Genomic DNA, 14,473 nt, shown 5'->3' on the forward strand with positions numbered 1-14,473 from the left:
ATCAGTCCCCGGCGGCCGGTTCGCCGCTGTCGAGGAACGGCCACCCCAGCACCTCCGCAAGGCGGTGCACCACCCACACCGCCTCGTCCTTCGACACCACCGGGCCGGCCTGCAGGCCGCGCAGGCAATCGGCAAGCACCGACGCCTGCGAAGCCCCGGTGCCGAAATGCTGGGCGCTCGCGCGCTCGCTCAGGTGCTGCGACAGGTCCTCGCACAGCTCGTAGCGCTCGCGCAGTTCGGTCAGTGGCACGGTGAGGCGCTGGCGCGCGTCGGTGTACAGCGCGTAGAAGCTCGGCGGAACGTGGATTTGATACTCATCGGACATCGCGCCGATGATGCCAGCCTTCGTTGCAGCAGCGTCGCGATCTACAGGTCGTCGAACAGCCCGGGCTCGCTGCCGATGCGGGCGCGCTCGATGCCGAGCAGCCGGCGCTTCATGTCGACGCCGCCCGGCGACGAGAACCCACCGGAGCGTCCGCCCGCCGCCAGCACGCGGTGGCACGGCACGATCGGCGGAAACGGGTTGCTGCCCATCGCCTGGCCGACCGCACGCGCAGCGCCGGGCTCGCCGAGCTGCTGCGCGATCTCGCCATAGCTGCGGGTCTCGCCGGGCGGGATCGCCAGCGCGATCGCGTAGGCACGGCGGTGGAAATCGGGCTGCCCGGTCATGTCGAGCGGCGAGCCGGACAGGTCGACGCGCTCGCCTTCCATCAATGCTTGCAGGCGGTCGATCACGACCTGGATGTCCTGCGGCGCCAGGCCCTCGATCGACTCCGGCAGCCGTCGCTGGATGCGCCGGCGCAAGGCCGCCTCGTCGGCATCGGGCAGCCAGCTGCCGACGATGCCTTGCGCGCCCCACGCGATCGCGCAGGGCCCGATGGCGGTGGCGAACACGGCGTGGCGAACGTTGTTCATCGCGTCACGCGATGCCGATGTATTTGTGCGTCTGCACGCTCAGGTGCCACAGCGGATGGGCCAGGCAATAGGCCACCGCCTGCTCGGTGTTGCGCTTGCGCTCGAGGTTGTCCATCGGCTGCAGGAAGAAGTGGTCGAACTTCAGCGCCGCGAAGCGCTCGGGCATCGCCTTCGGCTGCGGGTAGACGAGCTTGAGCTCGTGGCCCTGCGTCAGCACCAGCTCGGCATCGGCCTTCGGGCTGACGCAGATCCAGTCGATCCCCTCGGGTGCGGGCTGCGTGCCGTTGGTCTCGACGGCGATCTCGAAGCCCTGGGCGTGGAAGGCGTCGACCAGCGCCTCGTCGAGCTGCAGCAGCGGCTCGCCGCCGGTGCACACGACGAACGGCCGGCCGGTGTGCGGCTTCGGCCAGTGCGACGCGACGGCCTGCGCCAGCGCGAGCGCGGTGTCGAACTTGCCACCGTTGACGCCGTTGGTGCCGACGAAGTCGGTGTCGCAGAACTGGCAGACGGCCGCCGCGCGGTCCTGCTCGCGGCCGGACCACAGGTTGCAGCCGGCGAAGCGGCAGAACACCGCGGGGCGCCCGGCCTGGGCGCCCTCGCCTTGCAGCGTGTAGAAGATTTCCTTGACCGCATAGGTCATGCTGCGTCCTTCCGTTCGTTCACGCGTCCGTTCGTGCGTCGATTCAGATCGGGATCGCGAGGCCGGCCTGCGCCTCGGCCTGGTCGGCGATCACGATGGCGCCACAGCCGCGCGTTTCGTAGAGGTCGACGCGATCGACCATCGGCAGCACGGCGCGTGCCTCCTTCAGGATCCATGCGGCGAGTGTGGCGGTATCGCAGTCGGCGAGGCCTTCGATCTCGTACAGGGGGCGGTGGTCGAGCGCCTTGAAGATCGGATCGAACAGCGTCTTCACGTCGCCGAAGTCGACCGTCCAGCCCATCAGCGTATCGAGCGGTGCGGCCAAGTGCAGCCGCAGCGTGTAGGTGTGGCCGTGGATGCGGCGCAGCGGGCTGCCGTCGGGTGCGTGCTTGAGCTGCAGCGCGCTGTCGAGCGTGAACTCCTTCCAGATGCGGTGGTGGTGGCCGTCGTAGTTGGCGCCGCACGAGGCGGTTTCGTAGACGGTGATCCACGAGAGTTCGGGCAGCGTGGGCTTCAGGCGCTCCCACAGCCAGCTCGACATCAGCTCGCTGGTCGGGTTCTGCAGGCCGGGCAGGTCGTTCAGGCAGCCGTAGTTCAGCTCGTGGTGCAGCGGGGCCCAGCAGTCGTCGAGGTGGTCGTAGTCGATGCTGAGGTCGCGCGCGCCGAGGTCCTGGTTGGCGTGCACGATGACCTCGAAGCCATGGCCGTGCATGCGGCCGCACTTGTGGCCGAGCGGCACGTTCGGCAGCTTGTGCGCGGCCTGGAAGAGGTAGCGGCGCCAGACATGGGCCTGGCCGGCGGCATCGAGGTCGACACCGCCGTGCGCGGTGCTCTGGATGCCGAGTTGCGTGATGCCGGGGGCGTCGAGCTGCGAGCGGATCCAGCGCGCGAGGTTCTCGTCGGTGGGCTGCGTGACGATGTCGTTGAGCAGGCGGTAGTCGAGCTGGGCGGTGCGCGATTCGAGATCGGCGCGCAGGCGTTCGACCTCGCCACCGGGAAAGGCGGCCCAGCCGTGCGGCAACTCGGCGCGCAGCGTCGCGAGGAAGCTGTGGCCATGCAGGCGGCGCGAGCGATGGCCTGCGGGCAGCAGGCTGACCTCGCAGGCGGACTCGAAACCGCTGGCGGCGCAGTGGAGGGTCTTGATCGGCACGCTGTCTCTGTGGGAGTCTGGAAGCAGGAACGCCCACGGTCCGTGGGCGTTGCGCGGCGCCGTCCACGGGCGCTCCGGAGGGCCATTTTAGCGAGGGTCGAAAACCCCGTCGCGGCCTGTGGAGGCCTTACTTCTGTTCGTCGGCGGGGTTCACGAAGTGCCGTCCGCCGGGACCCATGCCGGTCACTTGAACGATGGTCTCGTCCCGCACTTCGACGAAGTGGGGGACGTTGGCCGGCTCGGTGTAGAAGCTGCCCGCGGGCAGGGCTTTCAGGGCCTTGGCATCCCACTTCTCGCCATAGCCCGTGTACCAAGTGCCGGACAGCACGGTGATCTGCCGGAAATCGGGGTGCGTGTGCGGGGCAAGCTTGTAGCCGGCGGGCACTTTCAGTCGGATCGTGTAAGGCCCCGGCTTGGCCGGGTCGCCGATCAGGATCGCCTGGGAGATGCCGCGCACGGCGAGGCCGCCCGTGTCCCATTTCATTTCTTCCGGCGTCAAGGTGACCACGCCTGCATCAGCAGCTTGGGCGATCACGTTGCACGACAGCACAGCCGCCGCGCACAGAAACAAGATTGTTGGTTTGATGTTCATGGTTGACCCTGTTGAATCTGCAGGACTGCAGGACCTGCATGTCGCAAAGTCTGCGCCACATCCCGCGCCAGATTTGAAATGCAAAAAGGCCCTCGCATGGAGGGCCTTCTTGTTCTGGATTTGGTTGCGGGGGCTGGATTTGAACCAACGACCTTTGGGTTATGAGCCCAACGAGCTACCAGACTGCTCCACCCCGCGACTGAGCCTGTGACTATAGCACAGGAACTGATGGCATTGCGAGGTTTACAGACCGGCCCGCTGCAATGTCACGAGAAACTCTTCGGCCTTCTGGAAGCCGATCACGCGGGTGCCCTGCATTTCACGACCGTCCGCCGAGAAGAAGATCGTGCCCGGCGGGCCGAACAGGCGGAAGCGCTTCAGCAGCGCGCGATCGTCGTCGTTGTTCTTCGTGACGTCGGCCTTCAGCAGCAGCGCGTTCGCGAGCTTCGCCTGCACCGCCGCGTCGGTGAACGTGAAGCGCTCCATTTCCTTGCACGACACGCACCAGTCGGCATAGAAGTCGAGCATCACCGGCCGGCCCGTGCTGCGCAGCGCGGCATCGAGCTCGGCCACGCTGCGCACCGTCGCGAAGGTCGGCCCATGCGCTGCCGCGACGGCACCGCCACCCCGCAAATGCCCGAGCGGCTGCAGCGGATCGGTGCCGCCCGAGGCCGCGCCCACCAATTGCAGCGTGCCCAGCAAGGCCAGCACCGCCGCACCCGACTTGCGCAGCAGCGTGCCCGGCGCCGTCGCCGGCGCGTGCGCGCCCCCGGCCAACGCCACCACCGCCGCACCGATCAGCAACGCGCCCCACAGCGCCAGCGCCAGCGCGGCCGGCAGCACCGGCTGCACCGTGTACAACGCCACCGCCAGCAACATCAGGCCGAACAGGCGCTTGACGCCGTCCATCCATGCGCCGGCACGCGGCAGCAGCGTGCCAGCCGACGCCCCGACCAGCAGCAGCGGGATGCTCATGCCGGCCGCCAACGAGAACAAGGCCGTGCCACCGAGCAGCACGTCGCGTGTCTGGCTCAGGTACACCAGCGCACCGGCCAGCGGCGCGGCCACGCACGGGCTCACGATCAACGCCGACACGCCGCCCATCGCGAACACGCTGGCCATGCGCCCGGCCGGCAGTTGCTGCGAGGCTTCGGTCAGGCGGCCGGTCAGCGCCGCCGGCAACTGCAACTCATACACGCCGAACATCGAGACCGCGAGCGCCACCAACCCCAGCGCGAACACGCCCAGCACCCACGGGTTCTGCAGCGCCGCCGCGAGCCCGACGCCGGCCAGCCCCGCCGCCACGCCGAACGCGGTGTAGACCAGCGCCATGCCGAGCGAGTAGCTCGCGGCCAGCGCCAGCCCGCGCGAGCGGGTCACGCTGTGCCCCTGCCCGACGATGATCGACGACAGGATCGGCAGCATCGGCAGCACGCAGGGCGTCAACGACAGCAGCACGCCGGCCAGGAAGAACACGCCGACCACGGTCCAGAAACGGCCACCGCGCAACGCGGCGTCGATGCCGGCGCTGTCGGTGGATGTCGACACTGCCGATGACGGCGACGGCGACGGCGGCGCGGCCTCCGTCCGCGCCAGGGCCGCGGCGGCCGAGCCGGTGGAGGGCGCGACGCTCGACGACGTGGCACCGCTGCCGCCCGCCGCCACCAGCCGCGCCGTCCCGTCGCCGCCGAAGCCGCTCAGGCCGATCTCCGCCTGCGTCTCGCGCGGTGGATAGCACAGGCCCTTGTCGGCACACCCCTGGCTCGTCACCGTCAGCGTGAAGCTCGGCGCGGCCTGCTGCACCGGCACGACGATGCGGATCACGTCGCGGTAGGTCTCGACGTTCTTCTGGAAGGTCTCGTCGAACTTCACCTTGCCCGGCGGGATGACCGGCTCGCCGAGCGTCGCTCCGCCGGCCGCGAATTTGAACTGCTCCCGGTAGAGGTAGTAGCCCGGCGCGATCGCGAAGCTGACCTCGACGCTCTTCGCGTCCAGCGGCTTCGCATCGAAGCGAAAGGCCACCGCAGGGTCGAGGAAATCGTCGGCGGCCCGCGCCGCGCCGGGCAGCACGCACAGCGCGGCCGCCAGCATCATCAACGCAGCCGCCAGACGCGGCCAGGGGGTCACGGGATTCAATGCACGCATGGGAGGGGGAGTCGAAGGCACGCGACAGGTTCCGTGCCGCTATTTGAAGAATCGGCGGCGGGTGAGCACCAATGCCAGGTAGTAGCCGCCCAGCGCGTAGGCGGCCAGCACCAGCACCGGCAGCGCCACCTGCTGCGGCCACTGGCCGAGGATCAGCGGCCGCACCAGGTCGACCGCGGCGGTCAGCGGCAGCACATGCGCGATCACCTGCAGCCAGCCGGGCATCTGCTCGATCGGGAAGTACACGCCCGACAGGAAGGTCATCGGCGTCATCACCAGCGTGAAGTAGTAGGTGAAGAAATCGTAGCTCTGCGCCAGCGCGTTGAACACCAGCGCGATCGAGGCGAATGTCACGCCGATGAAGCACAGCACCGGCAGCGCGAGCAGCATCGTCGGCGCCCGGCTGATCCCCAGCACGAAGATCACCGCCATGATCGCCGCCACCGTGAACACCGACTTCATCGCCGCCCACAGCATCTCGGCGAACACGATGTCGTCGAGCGCGATCGGCGCGTTCATGATGCTGTCCCAGGTGCGCTGCACCTGCATGCGCGAGTAGGCCGAGTACAGCGCCTCGAAGGTCGCGGCCAGCGCACCGCTGACAGCGATGCTCCCCGACGCCAGGTACTCGATGTACGGCAGCCCCTGCACCTGGCCGATCATCGAGCCGAGCCCGTAGCCGAACGCCACCAGCGTGATCAGCGGCTCGGCGATGTTGCCCAGCACGCTCGGCACGGCGAGCTTTCGCCACACCAGCAGGTTGCGCAGCACCACCGGCCAGAAGCGTGCGGTGATGCGGGGAGCGGCATAGAACGAGATCAGCATCGTCGGCCCTTCATGCGTCGTCGCGGATCTGGCGACCGGTCAGCTTCAGGAACAGGTCCTCCAGGTTCGCCGGCCGGTGCAAGGTGCGGATGTCGTGGTGCTGCGCCAGCGCCTGCAGCAGCGGTTGCGGCCGGCGCAGGTAGAAGAACACCGTCTCGCCGCTGGTCTCGACGCGCTCGGCCAGGCCCGCATGCTGTGCCGCCATCGCGAGCGCACCATCGCCGAACACCTCGACGACGTCGCTCTCGAGGTGTTCGTTGATCAGGCCGCGCGGCGTGCCCTCGGCGATCTTGCGGCCGTGGTCCAGCACCAGCAGGCGATCGCACAGGCGCTCGGCCTCGTCCATGAAGTGGGTCGTCAGCAGGATCGACTTGCCCTGCTGCAGCAGGTTCTGCAGCCGCTCCCACATCAGGTGCCGCGCCTGCGGATCGAGGCCGGTGGTCGGCTCGTCGAGCAGCAGCAGGTCGGGGTCGTTGATCAGCGCACGGCCGAGGCTCAGGCGCCGCTTCATCCCGCCGGACAGCTCGCCGGGCTTCGCATCGGCCTTCGATTGCAGCGAGGCGAACTCCAGCAGCTTCGGGATGCGCGCCTCGATCGTCGCCTTCGGCAGGCCGAAGTAGCGGCCATAGACGCGCAGGTTCTCGGCGCACGTGAAATCGGGATCGAGGCTGTCGAACTGCGTGACGACGCCGATCCGCTTCTTGGCCTCGCGCACCTGCTGCGGAATCGGCAGCCCGAACGCGTGCACCTCGCCGGCGTCCGGCCCGACCAGGCCCAGGCACATGCGGATCGTGGTGGTCTTGCCGGCGCCGTTCGGGCCGATCACGCCGAGGCATTCGCCCGCCTGGATCTCCAGCGAGAGATCGTCGACGACGGTGTTGGTGCCGAATTTCTTGTGCAGGTGGGAGATGCGGAAGATCGGCTCGGCCATGCCGCGCAGTGTGCCATCGCCCATGAAAAAGGGCCGGTGATCGGAATCACCGGCCCTTCGATCCAGTGCGCCTTTTCAGGCGCTGCCGCTCAGGCGTTGTCGGTTGCCGCTTCGTCGGCCACTTCCGGGCGGTCGACCAGCTCGACGAAGGCCATCGGTGCGTTGTCGCCGACGCGGAAGCCCATCTTCAGGATGCGGGTGTAGCCGCCCGGGCGCGCCTTGTAGCGCGGGCCCAGTTCGTTGAAGAGCTTCGTGACGATATCGCGGTCGCGCGTGCGGTCGAAGGCGAGGCGGCGGTTCGCCAGCGTCGGCTCCTTGGCCAGCGTGATCAGCGGCTCGACGACACGGCGCAGTTCCTTGGCCTTCGGGACCGTGGTCTTGATCGCTTCGTGCTGCAGCAGCGAGTTGCACATGTTGCGCAGCATCGCGGCGCGGTGCTCCGACGTGCGGTTGAGTTTGCGAAGTCCGTTACGGTGACGCATGGTGCTTTCCTTTCTTGACTAACTTATGAGCCCCCAGCCGTACGAGGTACTGAGGGGTTGCACGATCGAACGCGCCAGGCGCGTTCGTCATCCGATGACGGCCTTCAGGCCGTCTTTCCTGTCGGCGAAGCGTTACCGCTTGTCCAGGCCCTGCGGGGGCCAGTTCTCCAGGCGTGCGCCCAGCGTGAGACCACGCGAGGCGAGCACTTCCTTGATTTCGTTCAGCGACTTGCGACCCAGGTTCGGGGTCTTCAGCAGCTCGGTCTCGGTGCGCTGGATCAGGTCGCCGATGTAGTAGATGTTCTCGGCCTTCAGGCAGTTGGCCGAACGCACCGTCAGCTCGAGCTCGTCGACCGGGCGCAGCAGGATCGGGTCGAACTGCGTGCTGCGCTGGGCCGGCTGGTCGAACGCGGCGATCTCGCTGCCTTCCAGCTGCGCGAACACGGCCAGCTGTTCCACCAGGATCTTCGCCGACGCGCGGATCGCCTCTTCCGGCGTGATCGCGCCGTTCGTGACGATCTCCATCACCAGCTTGTCCAGGTCGGTGCGCTGCTCGACGCGGGCGCTCTCGACCGTGTAGCTGACGCGGGCGACCGGCGAGAACGAAGCGTCCAGCACGATGCGGCCGATCGACTTGGTCGGCTCGTCGCCGTAGCGGCGCAGCGTGCCCGGCACATAGCCGCGGCCCTTCTCGACCTTGATCTGCATGTCCAGCTTGCCGCCTTGCGACAGGTGGGCGATGACGTGATCCGGGTTGATGATTTCCACGTCGTGCGGCGTCTGGATGTCGCCGGCGGTGACGGGGCCTTCACCTTCCTTGCGCAGCACCAGCGTCACTTCGTCGCGGTTGTGCAGGCGGAACACGACGCCCTTCAGGTTCAGCATGATGTGAACCACGTCTTCCTGCACGCCGTCGACGGTCGAGTACTCGTGGAGCACGCCGGCGATCGTCACTTCGGTCGGCGCATACCCCACCATCGACGACAGCAGCACGCGGCGCAGCGCGTTGCCCAGCGTGTGGCCGTAGCCGCGCTCGAACGGTTCGAGCGTGACCTTGGCGCGGTTGCCGCCCAGCGGCTCCACATTGATGGCTTTGGGTTTGAGCAGATTTGTTTGCATGAGGTCTTTCTTTCAATACCCTCGGTTCGTTACACCGATAAGGCTGAGGGACCAACGGCCACGGCGGGTGCCACGGCCGCACCAGGGAAATCGAGCGATTCGCGAAACGCGGACGGGCCACCCCGCGCCGCCCACGGGGGCGACGTCGGCGTGGCCGGCACGGGCATCAACGCGAATACAGTTCAACGATCAGCGCTTCCTTGATGTCCGCGCCGAATTCGTCGCGGTCCGGCGCCTTCTTGAACACGCCTTCCAGCTTGCTCGCATCGACCTGCACCCAGTTCGGCATGCCTTGCGATTCGGCCAGCTTGACCGAGTCGGTGATGCGCAGCTGCTTCTTCGACTTGTCGCGCACGGCCACTGTGTCGCCGGCCTTGACCAGGTACGACGCGATGTTGACCGTGGCACCGTTCACCGTGATCGCCTTGTGCGACACCAGCTGGCGCGCTTCGGCACGGGTCGAGCCGAAGCCCATGCGGTAGACGACGTTGTCCAGGCGCGATTCCAGCAGCAGCAGCAGGTTGGCGCCGGTGTTGCCCTTGCGGCGCTCGGCCTCGGCGAAATAGCGGCGGAACTGACGTTCCAGCACGCCGTACATGCGCTTGACCTTCTGCTTCTCGCGCAGTTGCAGGCCGAAGTCGGAGGTGCGCGAGCCGGAGGTGCGGCCATGCTGGCCGGGCTTGCTGTCGAACTTGACCTTGTCACCGATGGCGCGACGGGCGCTCTTCAGGAACAGGTCGGTGCCTTCACGGCGGGCGAGTTTGCCCTTGGGGCCAAGATAACGTGCCACGTTGCTTCCTTTGGTCAATCTGACATGGGCTTCTCCTGAAGCTCATGCGAGTCCGGCGAGTGTTGTTCTGGGCGCTCGGACGGTGGGCTTGAGGCCTGTCGGCCTAACGAATGCGCCGGCGCGGTGCTGGGCACCCGCCGGCGACGAGAAAAACTTCAGCGATCAGATGCGACGACGCTTCTGCGGACGGCAGCCGTTGTGCGGCACCGGCGTCACGTCGGAAATCGAGTTGATGCGGATGCCCAGCGAAGCCAGGGCACGCACCGACGATTCACGACCCGGGCCGGGGCCCTTGATCCGCACGTCGAGGTTCTTGATGCCCTGTTCCTGGGCAGCACGACCTGCGACTTCAGCCGCCACCTGGGCTGCGAAGGGCGTCGATTTGCGCGAACCCTTGAAGCCTTGGCCACCGCTCGACGCCCAGGACAGCGCGCCGCCCTGACGATCGGTGATCGTGATGATCGTGTTGTTGAACGATGCGTGAACGTGGGCGATGCCGTCCGCAACATTCTTGCGGACCTTCTTGCGCACACGCTGGGCAGCGGTATTCGGTGCTTTAGCCATATCGACCTTCTCTCAAATCACTTCTTGACCAGGGCGCCGGACTTGCGCGGGCCCTTGCGAGTGCGCGCATTCGTCTTCGTGCGCTGGCCGCGAACCGGCAGGCCACGGCGATGACGGAAGCCGCGGTAGCAGCCGAGGTCCATCAGTCGCTTGATGTTGATGGACATCTCGCGGCGCAGGTCGCCCTCGATCGTCATGCGGCCGATTTCTTCCCGGATCTTCTCCAGGTCGGTGTCGGTCAGGTCCTTGATCTTGCGATCGAACGGGACACTGCAGGCGGCGCAGATCTTCTGCGCGGTGCTGCGACCGATGCCGTAGATCGCCGTCAGGCCGATCTCAGCGTGTTTCTGGGGCGGAATGTTGATACCAGCAATACGTGCCATGAGCTTCCTCTATTCGCTTGTCGTCGAAGGCCAGGTTCAGCCTTGGCGCTGCTTGTGGCGCGGATCCGTGCAGATCACGCGCACAACGCCCTTGCGACGGATGACCTTGCAATTCCGGCACATCTTCTTGACCGATGCTGCAACTTTCATACTCTTCTCCTAGGCCCTTTCAGAGCGCTTCCTGATTCAAACTCGTCGTGTTCCGAACAATCACTTGGCCCGGAACACGATGCGGGCCCGCGTCAAATCGTAAGGCGTCAACTCGACTGTCACCTTGTCGCCGGGAAGGATGCGGATGTAGTGCATCCGCATTTTTCCGGAGATATGGCCCAGCACGATGTGCCCGTTTTCCAACTTCACACGAAACGTGGCATTCGGCAGATTCTCCAGAATCTCGCCTTGCATCTGAATGACGTCGTCTTTCGCCATGCCTGTCGGTTTCGTGACTGTCTTCGCCGATCACCAGCCTCAGCTGGCCTTGAAATTCGCTTTCTTCAGCAGCGACTCGTACTGCTGGCTCATCACATAAGACTGCACCTGCGCCCAGAAGTCCATCGTGACGACCACGATGATCAGCAGCGAGGTCCCGCCGAAATAGAACGGCACGTTGTACTTCAGCACCAGGAATTCGGGCAGCAGGCAGACCAGCGTGATGTAGATCGCACCGGCCAGCGTCAGGCGGGACAGGATGCGGTCGATGTGCTTGGCCGTCTGGTCGCCCGGGCGGATGCCCGGAATGAACGCGCCGCTCTTCTTCAGGTTGTCTGCCGTCTCACGGCTGTTGAACACCAGCGCCGTGTAGAAGAAGCAGAAGAACACGATCGCCGCGGCATACAGCATCACGTAGATCGGCTGGCCCGGAGACAGCAGGCCGGCCAGGTCCTTCAGCCAGCGCAGGCTTTCGCCCGTCGCGAACCAGCTCACCACGGTGGCCGGCAGCAGGATGATCGACGACGCGAAGATCGGCGGGATCACGCCCGACATGTTCAGCTTCAGCGGCAGGTGCGACGACTGGCCGCCGTAGACCTTGTTGCCGACCTGGCGCTTCGCATAGTTCACGAGGATCTTGCGCTGGCCTCGCTCGACGAACACCACCGCATAGGTCACCGCCGCGATAACGAGCAGGATGAACAGCAGGACCAGCACGCTCATCGCCCCGGTGTTGCGCAGCTCGAGCAAGCCGCCGATCGCGTTCGGCAGGCCGGCCGCGATGCCACCGAAGATCAGGATCGAGATGCCGTTGCCCAGGCCGCGTTCGGTGATCTGCTCACCGAGCCACATCAGGAACATCGTGCCGGCCACCAGGCTCACGACCGCCGTCAGACGGAAGCCGATGCCGGGGGAGACGACCAGACCCGCCTGGCCCTCGAGCGCCAGCGCAATGCTCAGCGACTGGAAGATCGCGAGACCCAGCGTGCCGTAGCGCGTGTACTGCGTGATCTTGCGACGGCCCGACTCACCTTCCTTCTTCAGCGCCTCCAGGCTCGGCACCACGTAGGTCATCAACTGCATGATGATCGACGCCGAGATGTACGGCATGATGCCCAGCGCGAACACCGTGAAGCGGGACAGGGCCCCACCCGAGAACATGTTGAACAGGCTCAGGATCCCGCCCTGCTGGCCCTTGAAGAGCTGCTGCAGTTGGTTCGGATCGATGCCCGGCACCGGGATGTGCGCGCCGATGCGGTACACGACGAGCGCCAACACCAGGAAGACGAGCCGGCGACGGAGGTCGCCGAACTTGCCGCTCTTGGCCAGCTGATTCGCGTTGGTTGCCACTGAAGCGCGTCCCGTAGGTGTTGATGAAAAGGCTTACGCCACCGAGCCGCCAGCGGCCTCGATCGCAGCCTTCGCGCCGGCGGTCGCGCCGATGCCCTTGAGCACGACCTTCTTGGTCAGCTCGCCGGTCTTGACGACCTTGACCACCTTGGCCAGCTGGCCGACGAGGCCCGCCTGCTTCAGCGTCAGCACGTCGACTTCATTGGTGGCCAGCACCTCGAGGTCGGACAGCGTGATCTCGGCGTTGTACTTCAGCAGCGCCGACTTGAAGCCGCGCTTCGGCAGGCGACGTTGCAGCGGCATCTGGCCGCCTTCGAAGCCGACCTTGTGGTAGCCGCCCGAACGCGATTTCTGGCCCTTGTGGCCGCGACCGGCCGTCTTGCCCAGGCCGGAGCCGATGCCACGGCCGACACGGCGCTTGGCATGCTTGGCGCCCGCGGCGGGCTTGATGTTGTTCAGTTCCATGTTCGTTCCTCGGCTCAGAGCACTTTGACCAGGTACTGGACCTTGGTGATCATGCCGCGCACTGCCGGCGTGTCTTCCAGCGTCGATTCGCTGTTCAGCTTGCGCAGGCCCAGGCCGCGCACGGTCGCGCGATGCGATTCGCGCGTGCCGGCGATGCTGCGGACCAGCTTGATCTTGACGGTTTTCTTGTCAGCCATGATGTTTCTCCGCGTGCCGTTCAGCCGAGGATCTGCTCGACGGTCAGGCCACGCTTGGCGGCGATCTCAGCCGGCGTGCTGACATGCTTGAGGGCATTCAGCGTGGCGCGAACGAGGTTGTACGGGTTGGTCGAACCGAGGCTCTTGCAGACGATGTCGGTGACGCCCATCACTTCGAACACCGCGCGCATCGGGCCGCCGGCGATGATGCCGTCACCCGGCTTGGCCGGTGCCATCAGGACGCGCGAAGCACCGTGCTCACCGATCACCTTGTGGTGGATCGAGCCGTTCTTCAGCGAGACCTTGACCATGTTGCGACGGGCGGATTCCATCGCCTTCTGCACGGCGACCGGAACTTCCTTCGCCTTGCCCTTGCCCATGCCGATGCGGCCATCGCCGTCACCGACCACGGTCAGAGCCGCGAAGCTCAGCGTGCGACCACCCTTGACGACCTTGGTGACGCGGTTGACCGCGATCATCTTTTCCTTCAGGCCGTCGTCGTTGCCTTCGGCCTGCGCGCGGGGTTGAAACTTTGCCATTGTCGAATTCCTTGTCTTCGCCGATTCTCAGATGCCCGGGGGCATCAGAACTGCAGGCCGGCTTCGCGAGCCGCGTCTGCCAGCGCCTTGATGCGGCCGTGGTATGCGAAACCGGCGCGGTCGAACGCCACCTTCTCGATGCCCGCAGCCTTCGCCTTCTCGGCGATGCGCTTGCCGATGACGGTGGCAGCAGCCACGTTGCCACCCTTGCCCGAAGCGCCCAGTTCCTTGCGGACGTCGGCTTCGGCGGTCGAGGCGCTGGCCAGCACCTTCTGGCCGTCGTCGGAAATGACGCTGGCGTAGATGTGCAGGTTGGTGCGGAAGACCGTCAGGCGCGCCACGCGTTGGACCGCGATGCGTGCACGGGTCTGGCGGGAGCGGCGAATGCGCTGATCTTTTTTGTTCAACATGTCGTCGCTCCTTACTTCTTCTTGGTCTCTTTGAGGGAGACCTTCTCGTCGGCATACCGGATGCCCTTGCCCTTGTAGGGCTCGGGCGGGCGGATCGCGCGGACTTCAGCGGCGATCTGGCCAACGGCTTGGCGATCGGAACCCTTGATGATGATTTCGGTCTGCGTCGGGCACTCGACCTTGATGCCGGTCGGCATGTCCTTCGACACCGGGTGCGAGAACCCGATCTGCAGGTTCAGCTTGGTGCCGGCAGCCTGGGCGCGGAAGCCCACGCCGACCAGCGTCAGCTTCTTCTCGAAACCCTTGCTCACGCCGTTGACCATGTTGGCCACCAGCGCGCGCATCGTGCCCGACATCGCATCGGCTTCGACGCTGTCGTTGGCCGGTGCGAACTGCAGCTTGCCGCCTTCGTTCTTCACGGTCACCAGGCTGTTCACCGGACGCACCAGCGTGCCGAGCGAGCCCTTGACGCTGATCTTCTCAGCGGTGATCGACACATCCACGCCTTGCGGGAGAGCGATCGGCATTTTTCCTACGCGGGACATTT

21 protein-coding genes and 1 tRNA gene are annotated in these 14,473 nt (G+C 66.2%); all 22 read right to left on the reverse strand.

Annotated features, from left to right (window positions below):
• Window position 1: 1 nt before the first annotated feature.
• The 22 genes from AC1D1T_RS04905 to rplF all read right to left on the reverse strand — a co-directional run bounded on the left by AC1D1T_RS04905 (window position 2) and on the right by rplF (window position 14,471).
• A complete protein-coding gene (locus tag AC1D1T_RS04905) occupies window positions 2–325 on the reverse strand; it encodes a hypothetical protein (protein ID WP_477825476.1) in 324 nt (107 codons plus the stop codon).
• 41 nt (window positions 326–366) lie between these two features.
• Complete coding sequence (locus tag AC1D1T_RS04910) at window positions 367–915, reverse strand: methylated-DNA--[protein]-cysteine S-methyltransferase (protein ID WP_477991537.1); 549 nt, start codon at window positions 913–915, stop codon at window positions 367–369.
• A 4-nt stretch (window positions 916–919) separates the two neighbouring features.
• Window positions 920–1,555, reverse strand: a complete 636-nt coding sequence (gene queE, locus AC1D1T_RS04915; protein ID WP_477827335.1) for a 7-carboxy-7-deazaguanine synthase — start codon at window positions 1,553–1,555, stop codon at window positions 920–922.
• A 43-nt stretch (window positions 1,556–1,598) separates the two neighbouring features.
• Window positions 1,599–2,705, reverse strand: a complete 1,107-nt coding sequence (locus AC1D1T_RS04920; RefSeq protein ID WP_477827334.1) for a 6-pyruvoyl trahydropterin synthase family protein — start codon at window positions 2,703–2,705, stop codon at window positions 1,599–1,601.
• Window positions 2,706–2,832: 127 nt separating this feature from the next.
• Entirely contained in the window at window positions 2,833–3,297 is a 465-nt protein-coding gene (locus AC1D1T_RS04925) for a cupin domain-containing protein (protein ID WP_465110698.1), read from the reverse strand.
• 121 nt (window positions 3,298–3,418) lie between these two features.
• Window positions 3,419–3,495 (reverse strand) — tRNA-Met (locus AC1D1T_RS04930).
• 45 nt (window positions 3,496–3,540) lie between these two features.
• A complete protein-coding gene (gene dsbD, locus AC1D1T_RS04935; RefSeq protein ID WP_477991539.1) occupies window positions 3,541–5,424 on the reverse strand; it encodes a protein-disulfide reductase DsbD in 1,884 nt (627 codons plus the stop codon).
• Between the two features lie 57 nt (window positions 5,425–5,481).
• Window positions 5,482–6,267 (reverse strand): ABC transporter permease, encoded by a 786-nt coding sequence (locus tag AC1D1T_RS04940; protein ID WP_047507663.1) that lies wholly within the window; start codon window positions 6,265–6,267, stop codon window positions 5,482–5,484.
• 10 nt (window positions 6,268–6,277) lie between these two features.
• Window positions 6,278–7,222 carry an ATP-binding cassette domain-containing protein gene (locus AC1D1T_RS04945; RefSeq protein WP_477827849.1) on the reverse strand — a complete coding sequence of 315 codons (945 nt, stop codon included), beginning with the start codon at window positions 7,220–7,222 and terminating at the stop codon, window positions 6,278–6,280.
• Window positions 7,223–7,287: 65 nt separating this feature from the next.
• Window positions 7,288–7,680, reverse strand: a complete 393-nt coding sequence (rplQ, locus tag AC1D1T_RS04950) for a 50S ribosomal protein L17 (RefSeq protein WP_047507665.1) — start codon at window positions 7,678–7,680, stop codon at window positions 7,288–7,290.
• Between the two features lie 132 nt (window positions 7,681–7,812).
• On the reverse strand, window positions 7,813–8,799 hold the full coding sequence (locus AC1D1T_RS04955; RefSeq protein ID WP_047507668.1) for a DNA-directed RNA polymerase subunit alpha: 987 nt from the start codon (window positions 8,797–8,799) through the stop codon (window positions 7,813–7,815).
• Window positions 8,800–8,965: 166 nt separating this feature from the next.
• Complete coding sequence (gene rpsD / locus AC1D1T_RS04960; RefSeq protein WP_047507670.1) at window positions 8,966–9,589, reverse strand: 30S ribosomal protein S4; 624 nt, start codon at window positions 9,587–9,589, stop codon at window positions 8,966–8,968.
• 162 nt (window positions 9,590–9,751) lie between these two features.
• The gene (gene rpsK, locus AC1D1T_RS04965; RefSeq protein WP_025495798.1) at window positions 9,752–10,153 is read right to left on the reverse strand and encodes a 30S ribosomal protein S11; all 402 of its coding nucleotides are present in this window, start codon (window positions 10,151–10,153) and stop codon (window positions 9,752–9,754) included.
• 17 nt (window positions 10,154–10,170) lie between these two features.
• The gene (gene rpsM / locus AC1D1T_RS04970; RefSeq protein ID WP_047507671.1) at window positions 10,171–10,536 is read right to left on the reverse strand and encodes a 30S ribosomal protein S13; all 366 of its coding nucleotides are present in this window, start codon (window positions 10,534–10,536) and stop codon (window positions 10,171–10,173) included.
• A gap of 36 nt (window positions 10,537–10,572) precedes the next feature.
• Entirely contained in the window at window positions 10,573–10,686 is a 114-nt protein-coding gene (gene rpmJ, locus AC1D1T_RS04975; RefSeq protein ID WP_011830995.1) for a 50S ribosomal protein L36, read from the reverse strand.
• 60 nt (window positions 10,687–10,746) lie between these two features.
• Complete coding sequence (infA, locus tag AC1D1T_RS04980; RefSeq protein ID WP_047489367.1) at window positions 10,747–10,965, reverse strand: translation initiation factor IF-1; 219 nt, start codon at window positions 10,963–10,965, stop codon at window positions 10,747–10,749.
• Window positions 10,966–11,004: 39 nt separating this feature from the next.
• Window positions 11,005–12,315 (reverse strand): preprotein translocase subunit SecY, encoded by a 1,311-nt coding sequence (secY, locus tag AC1D1T_RS04985; RefSeq protein ID WP_047507673.1) that lies wholly within the window; start codon window positions 12,313–12,315, stop codon window positions 11,005–11,007.
• A gap of 33 nt (window positions 12,316–12,348) precedes the next feature.
• Complete coding sequence (rplO, locus tag AC1D1T_RS04990; RefSeq protein WP_047507676.1) at window positions 12,349–12,780, reverse strand: 50S ribosomal protein L15; 432 nt, start codon at window positions 12,778–12,780, stop codon at window positions 12,349–12,351.
• Between the two features lie 14 nt (window positions 12,781–12,794).
• On the reverse strand, window positions 12,795–12,977 hold the full coding sequence (rpmD, locus tag AC1D1T_RS04995) for a 50S ribosomal protein L30 (protein WP_047507678.1): 183 nt from the start codon (window positions 12,975–12,977) through the stop codon (window positions 12,795–12,797).
• A gap of 20 nt (window positions 12,978–12,997) precedes the next feature.
• Window positions 12,998–13,516 carry a 30S ribosomal protein S5 gene (gene rpsE / locus AC1D1T_RS05000; RefSeq protein ID WP_047507680.1) on the reverse strand — a complete coding sequence of 173 codons (519 nt, stop codon included), beginning with the start codon at window positions 13,514–13,516 and terminating at the stop codon, window positions 12,998–13,000.
• 44 nt (window positions 13,517–13,560) lie between these two features.
• The gene (rplR, locus tag AC1D1T_RS05005; protein ID WP_047507682.1) at window positions 13,561–13,926 is read right to left on the reverse strand and encodes a 50S ribosomal protein L18; all 366 of its coding nucleotides are present in this window, start codon (window positions 13,924–13,926) and stop codon (window positions 13,561–13,563) included.
• Window positions 13,927–13,937: 11 nt separating this feature from the next.
• Window positions 13,938–14,471 (reverse strand): 50S ribosomal protein L6, encoded by a 534-nt coding sequence (gene rplF, locus AC1D1T_RS05010; protein WP_047507684.1) that lies wholly within the window; start codon window positions 14,469–14,471, stop codon window positions 13,938–13,940.
• Between the last annotated feature and the right edge of the window lie 2 nt (window positions 14,472–14,473).

This window comes from Rhizobacter sp. P2_H3 (assembly GCF_056403355.1).

Excerpts from the sequence above, each read along its gene's own strand:
- infA (WP_047489367.1), bottom strand. The coding sequence starts at position 10,965 with ATGGCGAAAGACGACGTCATTCAGATGCAAGGCGAGATTCTGGAGAAT.
- rplQ (WP_047507665.1), bottom strand. The coding sequence starts at position 7,680 with ATGCGTCACCGTAACGGACTTCGCAAACTCAACCGCACGTCGGAGCAC.
- rpsE (WP_047507680.1), bottom strand. The coding sequence starts at position 13,516 with ATGGCAAAGTTTCAACCCCGCGCGCAGGCCGAAGGCAACGACGACGGC.
- AC1D1T_RS04940 (WP_047507663.1), bottom strand. The coding sequence starts at position 6,267 with ATGCTGATCTCGTTCTATGCCGCTCCCCGCATCACCGCACGCTTCTGG.
- rpsM (WP_047507671.1), bottom strand. The coding sequence starts at position 10,536 with ATGGCACGTATTGCTGGTATCAACATTCCGCCCCAGAAACACGCTGAG.
- rplO (WP_047507676.1), bottom strand. The coding sequence starts at position 12,780 with ATGGAACTGAACAACATCAAGCCCGCCGCGGGCGCCAAGCATGCCAAG.
- AC1D1T_RS04905 (WP_477825476.1), bottom strand. The coding sequence starts at position 325 with ATGTCCGATGAGTATCAAATCCACGTTCCGCCGAGCTTCTACGCGCTG.
- queE (WP_477827335.1), bottom strand. The coding sequence starts at position 1,555 with ATGACCTATGCGGTCAAGGAAATCTTCTACACGCTGCAAGGCGAGGGC.
- rpmJ (WP_011830995.1), bottom strand. The coding sequence starts at position 10,686 with ATGAAAGTTGCAGCATCGGTCAAGAAGATGTGCCGGAATTGCAAGGTC.
- AC1D1T_RS04925 (WP_465110698.1), bottom strand. The coding sequence starts at position 3,297 with ATGAACATCAAACCAACAATCTTGTTTCTGTGCGCGGCGGCTGTGCTG.
- rplF (WP_047507684.1), bottom strand. The coding sequence starts at position 14,471 with ATGTCCCGCGTAGGAAAAATGCCGATCGCTCTCCCGCAAGGCGTGGAT.
- AC1D1T_RS04910 (WP_477991537.1), bottom strand. The coding sequence starts at position 915 with ATGAACAACGTTCGCCACGCCGTGTTCGCCACCGCCATCGGGCCCTGC.
- rplR (WP_047507682.1), bottom strand. The coding sequence starts at position 13,926 with ATGTTGAACAAAAAAGATCAGCGCATTCGCCGCTCCCGCCAGACCCGT.
- rpsK (WP_025495798.1), bottom strand. The coding sequence starts at position 10,153 with ATGGCTAAAGCACCGAATACCGCTGCCCAGCGTGTGCGCAAGAAGGTC.
- rpmD (WP_047507678.1), bottom strand. The coding sequence starts at position 12,977 with ATGGCTGACAAGAAAACCGTCAAGATCAAGCTGGTCCGCAGCATCGCC.
- AC1D1T_RS04945 (WP_477827849.1), bottom strand. The coding sequence starts at position 7,222 with ATGGGCGATGGCACACTGCGCGGCATGGCCGAGCCGATCTTCCGCATC.
- AC1D1T_RS04955 (WP_047507668.1), bottom strand. The coding sequence starts at position 8,799 with ATGCAAACAAATCTGCTCAAACCCAAAGCCATCAATGTGGAGCCGCTG.